The organism is Arthrobacter sp. UYP4 (genome assembly GCF_057291175.1).
Window position 1 is genome coordinate 1 of record NZ_JBXAVU010000001.1, and the last position, 17,944, is coordinate 17,944.

The following is a 17,944-nucleotide window of genomic DNA, read 5'->3' on the forward strand; positions in this document are numbered from 1 at the left end:
TGCACCCGAGAGAGTGTGGGAGAGTAGGACACCGCCGGACAACACTCCAACGGGAAGGCCCCGCACCACCAGGTGCGGGGCCTTCCCCACTTAAAACCACCCACACCCACTCAGCCGCCGATGGCGCCGGGCCGGGCCACACCCCGATGGCGCCGGGCCGGCACGGGGCATCCAGCCCCTCGTTGCCGCGATGCCGGCTGGCCCGGCATGGGACATCCAGCCCGCGGCGGTCGCCTCGTCCCTGTGCGATGAAGTCGTCGAGGGCCCTTCGTGGTTCCATAGATGGGTAGGACCCATAGCAAAATAGAGACCCGTCGGCAGATCGTGCCGACAACTGATGAGAGGACCCCGCTGCCATGGCTGACCAGGAGCACAACGCTGGACGAGACGGGCAACCGCGCCGGTCGGAGGGCGGGGCCGGCCGCAGCGAGGGCGGGTCGGGGCAGACCGAACGTCGTCATTCCTGGGGGTCGAAGTCCGGCGGCCAGGGCGGGCGCCCCTCGTCCCGTGGCGGGAGCAACGAACGATTCCCGGATCGCGGGGCACCGTCCGGCGATCGGTCCGATCGAGGGGATCGGACCAGCGGTCGACCCAACGGAGAGCGGGCCGGTGCCAACGAGGAGCGCCGCGGCCCCCGCACTGAAGGCGGCTTCCGCGGCTCGAGCAGCGGGCGGCCTGCTGCGGGCCGGCCTGCCTGGAAGGGCCAGTCCGAGTCCCGTGGAGCGGATCGCAGCGGCGGGCGGTACACCAGGGACGGGCAGAACGAGCAGCGTGACCGGTCGGCGTCGTCGCGGGACGGCCGCCCGGCACAGGACCGTAACCACGCATCCGGCCAGCGGCGGGATGAGACCCGTGGTGCGCGCGCAGAGGGCGGCTATCGCGGACCGAACGCCGTGGAACGCACCGATCGGGCTCCGGGTGGCGGCAGGGGAGCGCAGCTTCGCGGATCCGCGTCCCGAGGCGGGGCGTCGTCGGGATCGGCCGCGGACAAGCAGTCGCGTTTCTCCGGTCGTGGGGGATCGCCGGCGGGCCGGTCCGGTGAGGGCGGAGAACGTCCTTGGCAGTCCCGTTCAGGTGCGACCGGCGGGCGGTCGGGTGATGAGCGGCGTTCGACCGAGCGCAGTGGTTCGTTCCGTCGTCCTGCGGATCGTCCGGATCGGGGTGCCGGCGGAGAGCGTCGCTCCGACGATCGCCGCCATGGGAGCCGCCCGGAGGAGAACGCAGCGGGCCCCCGGACGCACAACGCCCGTGACCTCCGCAGTGCCAACCGGCCGGATCGCGAGCGTTCACCGGAGATCGACGAGGACGTCAAGGGAGATGAGCTCGACCGGGTCACCCGCGCGCAGGTGCGCAACCTAGAGGAGCGCAGCGCGCTGTGGGTGGCGAAGCACCTGGTGATGGCGGGTCGTCTCATCGACCTCGACCCCGAACTGGCTTTCCAGCACGCCCTGGCGGCGAGCCGCCGTGGGGGACGATTGGCTGCAGTGCGCGAGGCCGTCGGTCTGACGGCATACGCTGCGGGCCACTACGGTGAGGCGCTGCGCGAGTTCCGCACGTTCAGGAGGATCAGCGGATCGAACGTCCACCTCCCGATCATGGCCGACTGCGAGCGTGGCCTCGGGCGTGCCGACAGGGCACTCGACCTCGCGCGGAGCGAAGAAGCAGAATCGCTGGATACCGCGGGCAAGGTGGAGCTGGCAATGGTCGTTGCGGGTGCGCGTGCGGATCTTGGTCAGCTCGACGCGGCCGTCGCCGCACTGGAGATCCCGCAACTCGACCTCCACCGAGCCTTTTCCTTCAGCCCGCGGCTGTTCCGCGCCTACGCCGATGCCCTCGATGCTGTCGGGCGGTCCGGCGAGTCGGGCACCTGGCGTCGACAGGCGGGAGTGGCCGAAAAGGCCCTCGGCCTCGACGACGACCTCGAACCGGACATCATCGACCTCGGCGAGGAGGACGACGAGGCCCCGGTGCCCGTCCCCAAGGTCGCCGATGTGCTCGGAGGATCAGCCGGGACCGACCGAGGCGTCGCCACGTCGGACGGTGACGACGACGGTGACGACGACGGTGCGTCGGACGACGTGGAATCGCCCGCGTCCGGAGGCGATCAGGACGGCGGTGACGACGGCGGCGCGCCCGACGATGTGGAGTCCCCCGTCGATCCGGTCGTCGATTCTGAGGGCGATTCAAAGGCGGGTTCCGAGGATGATACTGATGCTGAGCCCTCGATCGATGGGCTGGACCTCGACGGCGAGGGGGCGGATGCCGGCAGCGCCGACGGGGCGACGTCCGGCCAGGCGACCGTGATCCAGGAGGCGGCGGAAGCTGCTGCCGACCCAGGACCCTCCGGCGATGAGCCCCGTGGGTCGGTTCCCGTCGATGCTGTTCCCGCCGGTGAGACCACTGCTCCGGCGGAGCCTCTCCAGACGGAGATGCTCTTCAGCATGGACGATTCCGGCACCTCCGACATCTCACCGTCAGGTCGTGACGACATCGGGGATCCGGGTGAGCCGTCGAACCCGGCCGTCGAGTTCTCGGAGGCGGCATCGACGGGCGGAACCGGGACGGAACCTTCCGTCGACGTCGCCGCGCCCCAGCGCACAAGGGTCACGAGGCCGAAAGCGACCCAGGAGGACGCGGCCGATGACTGAGCGCCTCATCGATGCCTACGACGGCCTCCTGACGGACCTCGACGGTGTGGTGTATGCCGGCCCTCGGGCCATCGACGGAGCGACCGAGGCCCTTGAACGGCTCGGCGGTGAAGGCAAGAGTCTGGCGTACGTGACGAACAATGCGTCGCGCTCGTCCGGGCAGGTGGCCGCCCACCTCCGGGAATTGGGGGCGCCGGCCGCAGCGGAGCAGGTCTTCGGCTCGGCGCTGGCCGGCGCCGAACTGCTCGCCGGCAAGGTGGCTGCCGGATCGACGGTGCTCGTCATCGGGAGCGAGACCCTCGCGGACGCCGTCCGGGAGCAGGGCCTCGTGGTCGTCGCGTCGGCGGACGACCACCCGGATGCCGTCATCCAGGGATTCGCTCCCGCGCTCGGCTGGAAGGACCTGGCGGAGGCGGCCTACGCGGTCACCGCCGGGGCGGTCTGGGTGGCGACGAACACGGACATGTCCATCCCGCAGGAGCGGGGGATAGCGCCGGGGAACGGTTCGCTCGTGGCAGCGGTCGCCGCAGCCACCGGGAAGGTGCCCTTCGTCGCCGGGAAGCCCGAGGCCGCCCTCTTCCGGACAGCGGCACGGCACTCCGGCGTCGAGCGCGCACTCGTGGTGGGCGACCGCCTCGACACCGACATCCTCGGCGGGAACCGTGCAGGCATGGCCACGGCCCTCGTCCTCACGGGCGTGGACACGGTGCGCACCGCCCTGGCAGCGCGGGTCGAGGAACGCCCCGACTATCTGATCGGCTCCCTCTCGGAGTTGTACGAGGAGTATCCGCCGGTCACGACCGAGGACGACTCGTACCGCTGCCGCCGGGCGCTGGCCCGGGTCGCGGGGACCACCGTGAGCATCAGCGCGGGCGAGGACGACCTGGATGGCTGGCGTGCCGCGTGCGCCGCGTGGTGGGCCGCCCACCCCGACACGACGCCGGACTCCCCACCGGACATCAGGTTCACGTCCGATGGGTGAGGGCGCAGAAGTGGCAGGCGACGCGCCGCAGGAACGACGAGGGGTGGCGGACGGCGCCGGGCCCGCGACAGGGGACGCGCAGGTCGACCAGATCGTGGCCGTCCTCCGGGAGCTCCCGGATCTCCCGGTCGCCGAGCATGCCGAGGTGTTCCTCGAGGTCCATGCGCGTCTGGGCGGCGAACTGAATCCGGAGCAGAAGCTCCGCCAGGCAGGAGCCCATGGCTCGCCTTGACCAGGAACTCGTAGCGCGGGGTCTCGCGCGGTCCCGCTCCCATGCGGCGCAGCTGATCGCCGCGGGCAGGGTGCTCAGGGAGGGCAGCGTGGCGCTGAAGCCCGCTGCCCCGACCCTCCCGACCGATGACCTCCGGGTCGAGGAGCGCGGCGAGGAGTACGTGAGCCGCGCGGGCACCAAGCTCGACGGGGCGCTCCGCGCATTCCCCGCCGTCGATCCGGCGGGGAAGCGATGCCTGGACGCCGGAGCTTCGACCGGAGGATTCACCGACGTCCTCCTGCGGCGCGGCGCTCGGGAAGTAGCCGCCGTCGACGTCGGACACGGCCAGCTCGTCCAGCAATTACGGGACGACCCGCGCGTGCTGGTGTTCGAGGGCATGAACGTCCGACACCTCGAGCCGGCGCAGATCGGCGGCCGGGTCGACCTCACCGTCGCGGACCTGTCCTTCATCTCGCTTCGTCTGGTCCTGGGGGCCCTGGCAGGCGCGACAAAGGCCGGCGGCGAGCTGCTCCTGATGGTGAAGCCGCAGTTCGAGGTCGGCCGGGGGCGCCTCAACCGGCTCGGCGTCGTGACATCGACGGATGCCCGGCGCGACGCCGTGGCAGGAGTGGTGCGCGGCGCCCTCGGGTACGGACTGGACATCGGGGGCCTCGCGCAGAGCGAACTGCCGGGCCAGGACGGCAACCTGGAGTACTTCGTGTGGATAAAGGTGCCCCACGACGGATTGATGCCTAGGATCGAGGGGGAGCTGGACCGGTTGACGGACCATGCGCTCGACCAGAGCGCACTCTTCGCCAGCCCGGGACGCCCGACCGACCAGACGGAGCTTGATGAGTAGAAGAATCCTTGTGCTCGCGCACACCGGCCGCAGGAACGCCATGGTCGCGGCACAGGAAGCGTGCACGCGCCTCCACGACCTGGGCCTCCAGCCTGTGCTGCGCCGTGAGGAGCTGGCCGACATCCAGCGCGGGTACGGGGAACTCGCCGCTCCCGCCGAGGTGCTGGGCGACGGCGTCGACTTCGGCGACGTGGAACTGGTGATGGTGCTCGGTGGTGACGGCACCATCCTCCGGGCGGCCGAACTCGTCCGCGAGGCGGACATCCCCCTGCTCGGCGTCAACCTCGGGCATGTCGGGTTCCTGGCCGAGAGCGAACGCGCGGACCTCGAGGAGACCGTGCGGTGGGTCGCGGACCGCAGCTACACCGTGGAGGAGAGGACCACCATCGATGTCCTCGTGTGGCACGGCGACACCCTGCTCGGGCAGAGCTGGGCGCTCAACGAGGCGGCTGTCGAGAAGGCGAACCGTGAGCGGATGATCGAGGTCGTGATGGAGGTCGACGGTCGGCCCGTGAGCTCCTTCGGCTGTGACGGCGTCGTCCTGGCGACGCCCACCGGTTCCACCGCCTATGCCTTTTCCGCCAGCGGACCGATCGTGTGGCCGGAGGTCGAGGCCCTGTTGATGGTCCCCATCAGTGCCCACGCGCTGTTCGCGAAGCCGCTCGTCGTCGCGCCGACCTCGGTGCTCGCCGTCGAACTGCTGACCCGCACCGAGGCGTCGGGCGTGCTGTGGTGCGACGGACGCAGGAGCATCGACCTGCCGCCCGGCGCACGTGTCGAGGTCCGTCGGTCTGAGCATCCCGTGCGGCTCGCGCGGACGCATCAGACGCCGTTCTCGGAGCGCCTCGTCCGCAAGTTCGAGCTACCCATCCAGGGGTGGCGGGGCCCCGTGAAGCACCAGGACGGACCAACACGATGATCGAGGAGATGCGCATCCGCGACCTCGGCGTCATCACCGACGCCACTCTCAACCTCGGGCCGGGCCTGACGGTCGTGACCGGCGAGACCGGCGCGGGCAAGACCATGGTCATCACGGCCCTGGGGCTGCTCCGCGGCGCACGCTCGGACGCGGGTGCCGTGCGGCTCGGCGCCAGATCCGCGTCCGCCGAGGCCGTCCTCCGGCTCGATCCGGCCAGCCCGGCCGCCCTGCGGGCGGCGGAGGCGGGTGCTGCCCTGGAGGAGTACGAGGGCGTCGCGGAACTGATCCTCGCCCGCACCGTCACGAGCGAGGGGCGCAGCCGGGCGTACGTCGGCGGGCGGGCCGCTCCCGTCGGCGTCCTCGCCGAACTGGGGGACGAACTCGTCGTCGTGCACGGGCAGTCCGACCAGCTGCGGCTCAAGGGCGCCCCGGCGCAGCGGCAGGCGTTGGACAAGTTCGGCGGCAAGCCCGTCGAGGAGGCGCTGCGGGACTACGCGGACGCCTTCCGCCGGTGGCGGGACGCCCTGGCCGAGCGTGACCGGCTGAGGAGCGAGGCGCGGGAGCGGCTGCGCGAGGCCGAGGGCCTGGAGGCGGCGCTGACGGAGATCGGCGACCTCGACCCCCAGCCGGGGGAGGACGCCGCGCTGAAGGCCGAATCGATGCGGCTGGGCAACCTGGAGGAACTGCGGACCGCAGCACTCGTGGCCCACCAGGCGCTCGTCTCGGAAGACATCGGAGCCAGCGCGGACGCCGTGTCACTGGTGGACGAGGCCAAGCGCCAGCTCGAGGCGGTCGCCGAGCACGACGCGGACCTCGGGAAGCTCGCGGAGCGGCTCGCGGAGGTCGGCTACCTGCTGGCCGACATCTCCGCCGAACTGGCGGGATACGGGACAGCCCTCGACGGCGAGGGCGCCGGCAGGCTGGAGGAGGTCGAATCCCGCCGTGCGGCACTCTCCGTCCTCGTGCGGAAGTATGCCCCGAGCATCGACGAGGTGCTGACCTGGCAGGAGGACGCCGTCAAGCGCCTGCTCGAACTCAGTGGCGACTCCTCCCGCGTGGAGGAGCTCGACGACGTCATCGACGGCCTCGACCGGCAGGTGCACGAACTCGCGGACGCGCTGTCGTCCCTGCGCCGCGCCGCTGCCGAGAGCCTGGCCGAGAAGGTCAGCGACGAGCTCACCGCCCTCGCGATGCCGGACGCCCAGCTGCTGATCGAGGTCACGCCGGCAGAGGCGCTGACTCTCCACGGTGCCGACGACATCGCCTTCAACCTGCAGCCGCACCCCGGGTCGGCACCGCGCGCACTGGGCAAGGGAGCATCCGGCGGCGAGCTCTCGCGGGTCATGCTCGCCATCGAGGTGGTCCTCGCGGCGGTGGACCCCGTACCGACCTTCGTCTTCGACGAGGTGGACGCCGGCGTGGGCGGCAAGGCCGCCGTCGAGATCGGCCGACGCCTCGCGATGCTGGCGGAGCACGTGCAGGTCATCGTGGTGACGCACCTCCCGCAGGTCGCGGCCTTCGCGGCGCGGCACATCCGCGTCACGAAGAACGTGTCGCGGGACGGGGACGGCGGTGGCGTCACCGCCAGCGATGTCGAGGTGCTGCCCGACGACGAGCGCGTGCGGGAGCTGGCCAGGATGCTCGCAGGCCAGGAGGACTCGGCATCGGCACGCGCCCACGCCGAGGAGCTCCTCGCCGATGCCGCCCGCACCTCCGCTCGGTGATAGGCTTGAATTCCGTGGCGCAGCAAATAAACTCCCGGTTCCTTAAATCCGCAACGACCAAGCACATCTTCGTGACTGGCGGCGTGGCCTCCTCACTCGGCAAGGGACTGACGGCTTCCAGCCTGGGTCACCTCCTGAGGGCGCGCGGCCTCTCCGTGACGATGCAGAAGCTTGATCCCTACCTCAACGTCGACCCCGGCACGATGAACCCCTTCCAGCACGGCGAGGTGTTCGTCACGGACGACGGCTCCGAAACCGACCTCGACATCGGGCACTACGAACGGTTTCTCGACGAGAACCTCGACGGTTCGGCGAACGTCACGACGGGCCAGGTCTACTCGACGGTCATCGCGAAGGAACGCCGCGGGGAGTACCTCGGAGACACCGTCCAGGTCATCCCGCACATCACGGACGAGATCAAGCGGCGCATGCGCCTGCCGGCCGAAGGGGCACCGGGCAAGAAGGCGCCCGATGTCATCATCACGGAGATCGGTGGCACGGTCGGTGACATCGAGTCGCAGCCCTTCCTCGAGTCGGCCCGCCAGGTCCGCCAGGACATCGGCCGGAACAACGTCTTCTTCCTGCACGTCTCGCTGGTCCCGTACATCGGCCCGTCCCAGGAACTGAAGACCAAGCCCACCCAGCACTCCGTCGCGATGCTGCGCTCCATCGGTATCCAGCCCGACGCCATCGTCATCCGCTCGGATCGCGAGGTCCCCGCGGCGATGCGGGAGAAGATCGGCCGCATGTGCGACGTCGACCTCGACGCCGTCGTCAACGCCGCGGATGCGCCCAGCATCTACGACATCCCGAAGACCCTGCACGCCCAGGGCCTCGACGCCTACATCGTCCAGTCGCTCGACCTGAAGTTCAAGGACGTCAACTGGACCAAGTGGAACAAGCTCCTCGAGGCCGTCCACAACCCGAAGCACCAGGTCGAGGTCGCGCTCGTCGGCAAGTACATCGACCTCCCCGACGCCTACCTGTCGGTCACCGAGGCACTGCGGGCGGGTGGCTTCGCGAACAAGGCGAAGGTCACGATCAAGTGGGTCCCCTCCGACGAGTGCCAGACGCCCGAGGGGGCGAAGAAGGCCCTCGACGGCGTGGACGCGGTGTGCATCCCGGGCGGCTTCGGCATCCGCGGACTCGAGGGGAAGCTCGGAGCGCTGACCTACGCCCGCGAGAACAGGATCCCGACCCTCGGCCTGTGCCTGGGCCTGCAGTGCATGGTCATCGAGTACGCCAGGAACGTGGTCGGACTCGAGGGCGCGTCCTCCAGCGAGTTCGAACCGGACACGGAGTACCCGGTGATCGCGACGATGGCCGAGCAGCTCCACATCGTGGCCGGCGAGGGGGACATGGGCGGCACGATGCGCCTGGGCCGCTGGGAGGCGAAGCTCCAGGAGGGCTCCGTCATCGCCGGGACCTACGGCAAGACCACGGTGTTCGAACGGCACCGCCACCGCTACGAGGTGAACAACGAGTTCCGCCAGCAGATCGCCGACGCCGGCCTCGTCTTCTCCGGGACGACGACGGACGGCAAGCTCGTCGAGTTCGCCGAACTGCCGAAGGAAGTCCACCCCTACTACGTCTCCACGCAGGCGCACCCCGAACTGGGGTCGCGTCCCACGCGGCCGCACCCGCTCTTCGCGGGCCTCGTCAAGGCGGCCCTCGAGCGCCGCGGCGCGAAGGCCTGACCGTGCAGCCGGTCGGCAACGACGACGCCACGTTCGGCGACGAGCAGAGCCCGCGCAGGCTCCTCGGGACCACCACGGTCTACGAGGGGCGGGTGTGGGACGTCGTCAGCGAGGAGTTCACCCTCACGGACGACGGCGAGTCCATCACGCGCGACTTCATCCGGCACCCCGGGGCCGTCGCCGTGCTGGTGCTCGACGACGACGGGCAGGTGCTCCTCCTGCGCCAGTACCGGCACCCGGTGCGCATGGCGCTGTGGGAGATCCCCGCCGGCCTCCTCGACGAGGAGGGTGAGGAGTTCGTCGAGGCCGCCGCCCGCGAGCTCGCCGAGGAGGCCGACCTCACCGCCCGGCAGTGGCACGTCCTCGTCGATCTCTTCCTCTCACCCGGGTCCTCCTCCGAGGCGCTGCGCGTGTACCTCGCGCGGGGTATCGGTGAGGTGCCCGAGGCGGACCGCCATACCCGCACCCACGAGGAGGCCGAGATCGAACTCCGGTGGGTTGACCTCGACGCCGCGGTGGACGGCGTGCTCGAAGGCCGCATCCACAGTCCGTCCGCGGCTGCTGCGATCCTCGCGGCCCGGGTGGCCCGGGAGAACGGCTTCGTGGACCTCCGGCCGGCCACGACGCCCTGGCCCGAGCACCCCAGCCGGCATTCCACCTGGCCGCACGGCGCCGTGCTCGAGGCCTGACGACGGTGCCGGACCCGACTGCGGGGGCGACGCTGCCGGACCGGACCGGGGAGGCCGGTGCGGTACGGTCCGGCGTGCCGGTGCTCCTGGCCGACGTGTCCACCGGCGGCGCGGAGTCCGACGTGTCCACCGGCGACGTGTCCACCGGCGACGTGTCCACCGGCGGTGCGGAGTCCGACGTGTCCACCGGCGGCGCGGAGTCCGGCGCGGAGTCCGGACCGCTGTCGGGCCTCGTCCGGGACTACCTGCAGCACATGTCCGTGGAGCGGGGACTGTCCGCCAACACGCTCGCCGCCTATCGCCGCGACCTGCGGCGCTATGAGGCCTTCCTCGACGGGCGCGGCGTGGACGAGGCAGCGAGGATTAGCCGACACGACGTGTCGGCCTTCGCGCAGGCCGTCGTCTCGGGGGAGGACGGGCTGTCGGCCCTGAGCCCGCGTTCTGCCGCGCGAACCATCGTCGCCGTCCGCGGGCTGCATCGCTTCTGGGCCCTGGAGGGGGTCACCGAGGGTGACCCGGCACGCGAGGTCCACCCGCCCATGACGGGCCGGCGCCTGCCGAAGGCCATCCCCGTGGCCGACGTCGTGCGCATCCTGGAGGCCGTCGACACCGGGACGCCGTCGGGCCGGCGGGACCGTGCTCTCCTCGAGTTCCTGTATTCCACCGGGGCCCGGATCAGTGAGGCGGTGGGCCTGGACGTCGACGACGTCTCCGTCACGGACGTGGTCGACGGTCCCGCCGTCGTCCGGCTCACCGGCAAGGGCTCGAAGGAGCGACTCGTGCCCGTGGGCTCCTACGCGGCCCGTGCGGTCGACACCTACCTCGTGCAGGGGCGCCCCGCTCTCGCCGCGAAGGGCAAGGGCAGCCCGGCGCTCTTCCTCAACACGCGCGGTGGGCGCCTGAGCCGCCAGAGCGCGTGGAGCATCCTGAAGTCGGCGACGGAGCGGGCGGCGGTGCAGCGGGACGTCTCCCCGCACACGCTCCGGCACTCCTTCGCGACCCACCTGCTGGAGGGTGGTGCCGACGTGCGCGTGGTCCAGGAACTGCTCGGGCATGCCTCCGTCACGACCACCCAGGTCTACACGCTGGTCACCGCGGAGACACTGCGGGAAGTGTATGCCGCCGCGCACCCCCGGGCCCGCGCCTGACATGGCACGGGCGACGGGCGTACCCGGAACACCCGCTCTCCCCGGCGAGTGGCAGACCATCGACGGGATCGCGTACCGCAACGTGGCCCTCTGCTTCCTCTTCCGGGTCCACGACGGCGTACGGGAGGTCCTGCTCGGACTGAAGCGCACCGGTTTCGGGACGGGCCGGGTCGTGGCCCTGGGCGGGAAGATCGACGGGCAGGAATCCGCGGTCGATGCGGCGGTCCGCGAGGTCGCCGAGGAGAGCGGGATTCAGCTCTCGGCCGCCGATGTCCGCAGTGCCGGACGGATCACCTGGTCGTTCCCGGCCCAGCCGGGCTGGAACATGGCCGCGCACCTCTTCACGGCGGATGCCGGGAACGCCCTGCCGGTGGCCGGCGAGGAGATCGAGCCGCGCTGGTACGCCGTCGACGCACTGCCGTGGAGCGGCATGTGGCAGGACGGCCCCCACTGGATCCCGGCGCTGCTCGACGGGCATCCGGTCGACGCGCGCATCGTCATGGCTCCCGACAACGAAGCGGTGGACAGCGCCGTCCTGGAATGACCGGGTGCGTGCCGACGGCACGGTGGGGTGCCGCCGGCTCCCGTTGCTCAGCTCCCGCCCACGTGCCGTTCGTCCGGGCCGTTGTAGAGGCTCAGGGGACGGATGAGCGAGTTCGACGCCACCTGTTCCATGATGTGCGCTGTCCACCCGGTGATCCGCGCGGCGATGAACAGCGGAGTGAACATCTCCGTATCGAAGCCCATCAGGTGGTAGGTGGGGCCGGCCGGATAGTCGAGGTTGGGCTTGATGCCTTTGGCCTCGTCCATCGCGGTCTCGAGTCCTGAGTACAGCCCGAGGATCTCGCTGCGTCCGTAGTATCCGATCATCGCGTCGAGCGCGGATTTCATCGTCGGGACGCGCGAGTCCCCGTTCTTGTAGACACGGTGCCCGAAGCCCATGACTTTCTTCTTGGCCGCCAGGGCCTCCTCCATCCAGGCCTTGGCACGTGCCGCGGCGTCCTCCGCGGACTCGTCCTCGCGGATGCCGATCTCCTCGAACGTGTGCATGACGGCCTCGTTCGCACCGCCGTGCAATGCACCCTTGAGCGCGCCGATGGCGCCGGTGACAGCGGAGTGCAGGTCGGAGAGCGTCGAGGTGATGACCCGCGCGGCGAACGTCGACGCGTTGAAGGAGTGCTCGGCGTACAGGACCATCGAGACGTCGAACGCGTGCACCACCTCGGCGGGGGCTTCCTCCCCGAAGGTCATCCAGAGGAAGTTCGCCGAGTAGCCGAGGTCGTCGCGGGGCTCCACGAGCGCCTGGCCGCGGCGACGGCGCTGGTCGTAGGCGACGACCGCGGGGAAGGCGGCGAACAGTGCGGCGGCCTTCTCCATGTTCGCCTCGACGGAATCGTCTCCCGCCAGCGGATGGCAGGCGCCCAGGACGGACACGGCCGTCCGCGCGACGTCCATGGGGTGCGCGGTGGCGGGCAGCAGGTCGATCGCGGCGATCACGTTCTCCGGTAGGCTCCGGTGCGCGCGTTCGACGGCGTCGAAGCGCTGCCGTTCGGCGGCGTCGGGCAGGTCGCCGTTCCACAGCAGGTAGGCAACGTCCTCGAAGTCGCGGTGCCCTGCCAGTTCCTGCACGGGGTACCCCCGGTACAGCAGGGAATTGGTCTCCGGGTTGACCTTCGAGATGGCGGTGTAGTCGACGACTACCCCGGCAAGCCCCTTGTGGATCTCTGGTCCGGTCACGGCTGCTCCTTCTGGGAATTCGGTCCTGGAGCCGGCGACAGCGCGTCGGCGATGGTCAACGGTGCGCTCCGCCGTCGCGGTGGCGCCCCTCCGGCACCTCGAAGTTGAAGACGGAGGAGTCGAAGCGGTTGTACCCCTCGTAGTCCACCAGGTCGTACAGGCGGCTGCGCGTCTGCATCTCTCCCACGACCGCCTCCTGCGTCCCGTGGGCCCTGATCGAGTCCAGCGTACGCTCGGCGGCGCCCATCGCACTGCGGAGCAGGGTGACCGGGTAGATCACCATGGTCACGCCCGCGTCCTGCAGCTGGTCGACGGTGAAGAGATCGCTCTTGCCGAACTCCGTCATGTTGGCCAGGATCGGCACGTCGACGGCCTCCCGGATGGCCCGGAACTCCTCGAGGCTGCGCATCGCTTCGGGGAAGATGGCGTCCGCCCCGGCGTCCACGAGCGCCCGGGACCGTTCCTGGGCCGCTTCGAGCGTGTCCGTCCCCCGGATGTCGGTGCGGGCCATGATGAGGAAGTCCGGGTCACGCCGGGCGTCGGCTGCTGCGCGGATGCGCTTGACGGCGGTGTCGAGGTCGACGACGTTCTTGCCGTCGAGGTGGCCGCAGCGCTTCGGGTTGAACTGGTCCTCGATGTGGCAGCCGGCGAGTCCGGCGTTCTCGAGCTCCTGGACGCTGCGGGCGACGTTCATCGGTTCTCCGAAGCCCGTGTCGGCGTCGACGATGCACGGCAGGTCGGTCATGCGGGCGATCTGGCCGGCGCGGTGTGCGACCTCGGTGAGGGTGGTCAGGCCGATGTCCGGCAGCCCGAGATCGGCCGCGATCACGGCCCCGGAGATGTAGACGCCGTCGAACCCCCTGTCCCCGATGAGGCGGGCCGACAGGGGGTTGAAGGCGCCGGGGAACTGCTGGAGCCGACCGGAGGCCAGGGACTCCCGGAGTGTCCGGCGCTTCTGCTCGGGTGGCACGCTCGAGTACAGCACGGCGGCCTACAGGAGTCCCTGCGGCGCGGCGGCCGCATCGAGGTACCCGGGGCGGGCGACGATGTTGAGCTGCCCGAGCGAACCGGCCGGGAGATCCGGCAGCTGCTCGACGGCGGTGAGGAAGCGGTCGAGCTCGGTGTCGTCGACGATGCCTGCCGCCAGCATCCGCAACTTGGCGACGTAGTCGGCCCGTGCGAAGGGCCGTGCACCGAGGGGGTGCGCATCCGCCACCGCGATCTCGTCGGTGATGACGGTGCCGTCGGTCAGGGTGATCTCCACCCTGCCGCCGAACGCCTTCTCCGCGATGTCCAGGGAGTGGTACCGACGGGTCCACTCGGGGTCCTCGACGGTGGTGACCTTGTGCCAGAGTGCCACGGTGTCCGGACGGGCAGCGCGGGCCGGGGCGTAGGAGTCCTCGTGGTGCCAGCGGCCGTCCTGCAGGGCCACGGTGAAGATGTAGGGGATCGAGTGGTCGAGCGTCTCCCGCGAGGCGGTCGGATCGTACTTCTGCGGGTCGTTGGCGCCGGACCCGATGACGTTGTGGGTGTGGTGCGATGTGGCGATGACGACGGACGCGACGTTCTCCGGGTCCGTCACCTCCGGATGGGAGCCGTGGAGGCGCCGCGCGAGGTCGATCCAGGCCTGTGCCTGGTACTCGGCGGAGTGCTCCTTCGTATAGGTGTCGAGGATGGCACGCTTGGCTTCACCCGGCGCCGGCAGGGGCACGTCGTAGGAGGCTTCAGGCCCGTCGAGCAGCCAGGCGATCACGCCGTCCTCGCCCTCGTAGATCGGGGTGGGGGAGGTCTGGCCCCGCATGGCGCGGTCGACCGCCTCCACGGCCATCTTGCCGGCGAAGGCCGGGGCGTGGGCCTTCCAGGTCGAGATCTCGCCCTTGCGGGACTGGCGCGTCGCCGTCGTGGTGTGCAGGGCCTGGCCGACGGCGTGGAAGACGACGTCGCGGTCGAGGCCGAGGAGCGTGCCGATGCCTGCCGCGGCGGAGGGGCCGAGGTGGGCCACGTGGTCGATCTTGTGCTCGTGCAGGCAGATGGCCTTCACGAGGTCGACCTGGATCTCGTAGCCCGTGGCGATCGCCCGCACGAGGTCCCGGCCGGAGGCGCCGGTGTGCTGAGCGGCCGCGAGGATCGGCGGGATGTTGTCCCCCGGGTGGGAGTAGTCGGCGGCGAGGAAGGTGTCGTGGTAGTCGAGTTCACGCACTGCGACGCCGTTGGCCCAGGCGGCCCACTCGGCCGAGACGGGGGAGTCGATGCCGAAGACGGACGCACCCGAGCCGTGCGCGGACACGGGGTGGCTCGACGCCTGGGCGCGGGCCGCGACGACCGGGGCACGGTTCAGCGACGCGACGGCGACGGAGGCGTTGTCGATGATGCGGTTGATCACCATGTCGGTGACCTCCGGGGTGACCTCGACGTCGTCCGCTGCGACGTCGGCGATCTTCCACGCGAGCTGCCCGGTCCGGGGCAGGTTCTCCTCGCTGCGGTGGACGCGGACGGGATGGATGTCAACCATGGTGTTCCTCTCGATGGTTCGGCGACGTGTCATGGTCCCCGGTGGGTGGGGACAGGAGGTGCTGCAGGCTGTTGTGGAGGTGCACGCGCATCGAGGCCTCCGCGAGGTCGGCGTGTCCGGCGCTCAGCGCGAGCGCGATCTGCTCGTGTTCGCGTGCCGAGGCCAGGAGTCGGCGCGGGTTGTCCCGGGCGAGTCGGCGGACCCGCGCCAGATGGGTGCGGATGGGTTTCTGCGCCTGGAGGAGGTACGGATTGAGTGCGGCCTCGTCGACGGCCCGGTCGAGCCGCGCGACGAGTCCGTAATATGCGTCCTGCCCGCCACCGTCGCCCTCGATGAGTCTCCCGGACGCCGCGAACTCGTCGGCGAGCGCGGCGAACACCGCGTGGTCCCCGCGACGGGCGGCGAGCCGGACGGCGGCGCACTCCAGGGGCAGCCGCACGTCGAACAGGTCCGTGACGGCGTCGAGGGAGATCGCGGAGACGACCACCCCGCGCCCGCTGTGCGGGGTGGCCAGACCTTCGGCGACGAGCCGGGACAGTGCCTCACGCACAGGGGTCCGCGACACACCCAGCCGGGCGGACTGTTCCACCTCCGCGAGCAGCTCGCCGGGGGCGAGTCTCCACTCCACGATGTCGGAGCGGAGCAGGGAGTAGGCGCGGTCGCTGGCCCGCATCGGCGTCCTCCCCGTCGTCCTGTCCGCGCTCGCGCTACGAGCGCTCTTCCTCCTCAATGTATACAAGAAGCAGCACGAAGTCCACGCTGGGCCCGTCGGGACGGCGTCGACTCCTCCCTGTGTATACAGAAAGAGTCGCGGAACGGCCGTGATACTGTTCCCCCACCACGCGCGACGAGGGGCGATCATGGCTGCTGCAGCATCCCGGGACGGACACGACACCGGAGGGCCGGACCAGTACCGACGACTGCACGCTGCGAGCCTCGCGGACCCCGAGGCCTTCTGGCTCGAGGCTGCCCGCGCCGTCGACTGGAGCACGCCGCCGGTCGCCGCCCTCGATGCCTCCGCCGCCCCGCTCTACCGATGGTTCCCGGATGCTTCCCTGAACACGAGCTACAACGCCCTCGACCGGCATGTCGAGGCGGGCCACGGCGACCGGGTGGCGCTGGTCCACGATTCGGCGATGCTGGGCACGACCCGCTCGTACACCTATGCCGGCCTGCGGGACGAGGTCGCCGTCTTCGCCGGCGTGCTGGCAGGGCTGGGCGTCGGGAAGGGCGACCGGGTGCTGGTCTACCTGCCGATGATCCCCGAGGCCGTGGTGGCCATGCTCGCCGCCGCACGCCTCGGTGCCGTGCACTCCGTGGTGTTCGGCGGCTTCGCCCCGGCGGAGCTGGCAGCCCGCATCCGCGACGCCCGGCCCGCCGCCGTCGTCACGGCGTCGGGCGGGCTGGAACCCGGGCGACGCGTGGAATACCTGCCGGCGGTGCAGGAGGCACTCGCCCTCGCGGACAGTACCGGGACACCCGTCGTCGCCAAGGCACGCGAGGGCTTCGTGCACCGTATCGGGGACTACCGGCAGTCCGGCAGCCGCTGGGTGGACTGGGACGACGCCGTCGCCGCGGCCGAGCCGGTCGACCCGGTCGGGGTCGCTGCGACGGATCCCCTCTACATCCTCTACACCTCGGGCACGACGGGCGCCCCGAAGGGAGTGGTCCGCGACAACGGAGGCCACGCCGTCGCGCTCACGTGGTCCATGCGGGAGATCTTCGGCATCGGGCCGGGGGACGCGATGCTCACCGCCTCCGACGTCGGCTGGGTCGTGGGCCACTCCTACATCGTGTACGGGCCGCTCCTGGCCGGCGCCACGACCATCCTGTACGAGGGCAAGCCCGTGGGGACCCCCGACGCCGGTGCTTTCGGCCGGCTGATCGAACAGCACGGCGTCAGGGTGCTGTTCACCGCGCCTACGGCACTGCGGGCCATTCGCCGCGCCGATCCGGACGGCGCGCTCCTGCGCTCCCACGACCTGTCCGCCCTCGAAACCCTCTTCTCGGCGGGGGAGCGGCTCGACACCGGTACGTCCGCGTGGGTCGCCGATGTCCTCGGCACACCCGTCGTCGACAACTGGTGGCAGACGGAGACGGGCTGGCCCATCTGCGCCAGTCCACGCGGCTTCGGCGGCGTGCCGCTGAAGCCCGGCTCGCCGTCGTTGCCGTCCCCGGGGTTCGACGTCGTCATCCTGGACCAGCACGGCACCCCCGTCCCGGCGGGTACCGAGGGCGGCATCGCCCTGCGGCTTCCGTTGCCGCCGGGCACCCTCCCGACCCTGTGGGGGAGCGACGCGCGGTACCGGGACTCTTACCTGGCCGCCTTCGAGGGCTACTACACGAGCGGGGACTCGGGCTACATGGACGAGGACGGCTACGTCTTCGTGATGGGACGGACCGACGACGTCATCAACGTCGCGGGCCACAGGCTCTCGACGGGGGCCATCGAACAGGTTCTCGCGCAGCATCCGGCCGTCGCCGAGTGCGCCGTGCTCGGCCTCCGGGATCCGCTCAAGGGCCAGCGTGCAAGCGGCTACGTGGTCCTCAAAGCCGGGGTGTCGGTCGATCCCACGGACCTGGAAGCCGAACTCGTGGCCATGGTCCGCGGCACGATCGGTCCCGTGGCCGACTTCAGGTCCGCCGTGGTGGTGGACGCCCTCCCGAAGACCAGGTCGGGCAAGATCCTGCGGAAGACCATGCGGCAGATGGCAGCCGGGGAGCCCTATGCGGTGCCCTCGACGATCGAGGACCCGGCGGTCCTCGCCGTGCTGGAGCCGCTGCTGCGGCCCGTGCCCGCAGAATGACCCGTCTGCAG

General features: G+C 70.8%; 15 protein-coding genes. 11 read left to right on the plus strand and 4 right to left on the minus strand.

Features of this window, described 5'->3' with window-relative positions; translation table 11 throughout:
* Window positions 1-1,346: 1,346 nt before the first annotated feature.
* The 10 genes from AC0Z9V_RS00005 to AC0Z9V_RS00050 all read left to right on the plus strand — a co-directional run bounded on the left by AC0Z9V_RS00005 (window position 1,347) and on the right by AC0Z9V_RS00050 (window position 11,421).
* The gene (locus AC0Z9V_RS00005; RefSeq protein WP_485140336.1) at window positions 1,347-2,648 is read left to right on the plus strand and encodes a hypothetical protein; all 1,302 of its coding nucleotides are present in this window, start codon (window positions 1,347-1,349) and stop codon (window positions 2,646-2,648) included.
* Window positions 2,641-3,630: an HAD-IIA family hydrolase gene (locus tag AC0Z9V_RS00010; protein WP_485140337.1), complete on the plus strand. Its 990-nt coding sequence runs from the start codon at window positions 2,641-2,643 to the stop codon at window positions 3,628-3,630. Before AC0Z9V_RS00005 ends, AC0Z9V_RS00010 begins: the two co-directional genes overlap by 8 nt.
* Complete coding sequence (locus AC0Z9V_RS00015) at window positions 3,623-3,862, plus strand: hypothetical protein (RefSeq protein ID WP_485140338.1); 240 nt, start codon at window positions 3,623-3,625, stop codon at window positions 3,860-3,862. The genes AC0Z9V_RS00010 and AC0Z9V_RS00015 overlap by 8 nt, the downstream gene beginning before the upstream one ends.
* On the plus strand, window positions 3,849-4,700 hold the full coding sequence (locus AC0Z9V_RS00020) for a TlyA family RNA methyltransferase (RefSeq protein ID WP_485140339.1): 852 nt from the start codon (window positions 3,849-3,851) through the stop codon (window positions 4,698-4,700). Before AC0Z9V_RS00015 ends, AC0Z9V_RS00020 begins: the two co-directional genes overlap by 14 nt.
* The gene (locus AC0Z9V_RS00025; RefSeq protein ID WP_485140340.1) at window positions 4,693-5,619 is read left to right on the plus strand and encodes an NAD kinase; all 927 of its coding nucleotides are present in this window, start codon (window positions 4,693-4,695) and stop codon (window positions 5,617-5,619) included. Before AC0Z9V_RS00020 ends, AC0Z9V_RS00025 begins: the two co-directional genes overlap by 8 nt.
* Entirely contained in the window at window positions 5,616-7,343 is a 1,728-nt protein-coding gene (recN, locus tag AC0Z9V_RS00030; RefSeq protein ID WP_485140341.1) for a DNA repair protein RecN, read from the plus strand. Before AC0Z9V_RS00025 ends, recN begins: the two co-directional genes overlap by 4 nt.
* Complete coding sequence (gene pyrG / locus AC0Z9V_RS00035; RefSeq protein WP_485140342.1) at window positions 7,340-9,040, plus strand: CTP synthase; 1,701 nt, start codon at window positions 7,340-7,342, stop codon at window positions 9,038-9,040. The genes recN and pyrG overlap by 4 nt, the downstream gene beginning before the upstream one ends.
* Before the next feature lie 2 nt (window positions 9,041-9,042).
* Window positions 9,043-9,729, plus strand: a complete 687-nt coding sequence (locus AC0Z9V_RS00040) for an NUDIX domain-containing protein (RefSeq protein ID WP_485140343.1) — start codon at window positions 9,043-9,045, stop codon at window positions 9,727-9,729.
* Between the two features lie 254 nt (window positions 9,730-9,983).
* Complete coding sequence (gene xerD, locus AC0Z9V_RS00045) at window positions 9,984-10,877, plus strand: site-specific tyrosine recombinase XerD (protein ID WP_485141254.1); 894 nt, start codon at window positions 9,984-9,986, stop codon at window positions 10,875-10,877.
* Between the two features lies 1 nt (window position 10,878).
* Window positions 10,879-11,421, plus strand: a complete 543-nt coding sequence (locus AC0Z9V_RS00050; protein WP_485140344.1) for an 8-oxo-dGTP diphosphatase — start codon at window positions 10,879-10,881, stop codon at window positions 11,419-11,421.
* A 47-nt stretch (window positions 11,422-11,468) separates the two neighbouring features.
* Here the strand turns inward: AC0Z9V_RS00050 and AC0Z9V_RS00055 are convergent, their stop codons facing one another.
* From AC0Z9V_RS00055 to AC0Z9V_RS00070, 4 genes are read right to left on the minus strand one after another with little or no spacing between them, the layout of a single operon-like run.
* Window positions 11,469-12,614 (minus strand): bifunctional 2-methylcitrate synthase/citrate synthase, encoded by a 1,146-nt coding sequence (locus AC0Z9V_RS00055; protein WP_485140345.1) that lies wholly within the window; start codon window positions 12,612-12,614, stop codon window positions 11,469-11,471.
* 55 nt (window positions 12,615-12,669) lie between these two features.
* On the minus strand, window positions 12,670-13,599 hold the full coding sequence (prpB, locus tag AC0Z9V_RS00060) for a methylisocitrate lyase (protein ID WP_485140346.1): 930 nt from the start codon (window positions 13,597-13,599) through the stop codon (window positions 12,670-12,672).
* A gap of 6 nt (window positions 13,600-13,605) precedes the next feature.
* The gene (locus AC0Z9V_RS00065; RefSeq protein ID WP_485140347.1) at window positions 13,606-15,126 is read right to left on the minus strand and encodes an MmgE/PrpD family protein; all 1,521 of its coding nucleotides are present in this window, start codon (window positions 15,124-15,126) and stop codon (window positions 13,606-13,608) included.
* Window positions 15,119-15,799 carry a GntR family transcriptional regulator gene (locus AC0Z9V_RS00070; protein WP_208740882.1) on the minus strand — a complete coding sequence of 227 codons (681 nt, stop codon included), beginning with the start codon at window positions 15,797-15,799 and terminating at the stop codon, window positions 15,119-15,121. Before AC0Z9V_RS00070 ends, AC0Z9V_RS00065 begins: the two co-directional genes overlap by 8 nt.
* Window positions 15,800-15,986: 187 nt before the next feature.
* On the opposite strand from AC0Z9V_RS00070, the gene AC0Z9V_RS00075 reads away from it, so the two are divergent.
* Entirely contained in the window at window positions 15,987-17,933 is a 1,947-nt protein-coding gene (locus AC0Z9V_RS00075) for an AMP-binding protein (RefSeq protein WP_133081627.1), read from the plus strand.
* The last annotated feature ends 11 nt before the right edge of the window (window positions 17,934-17,944 follow it).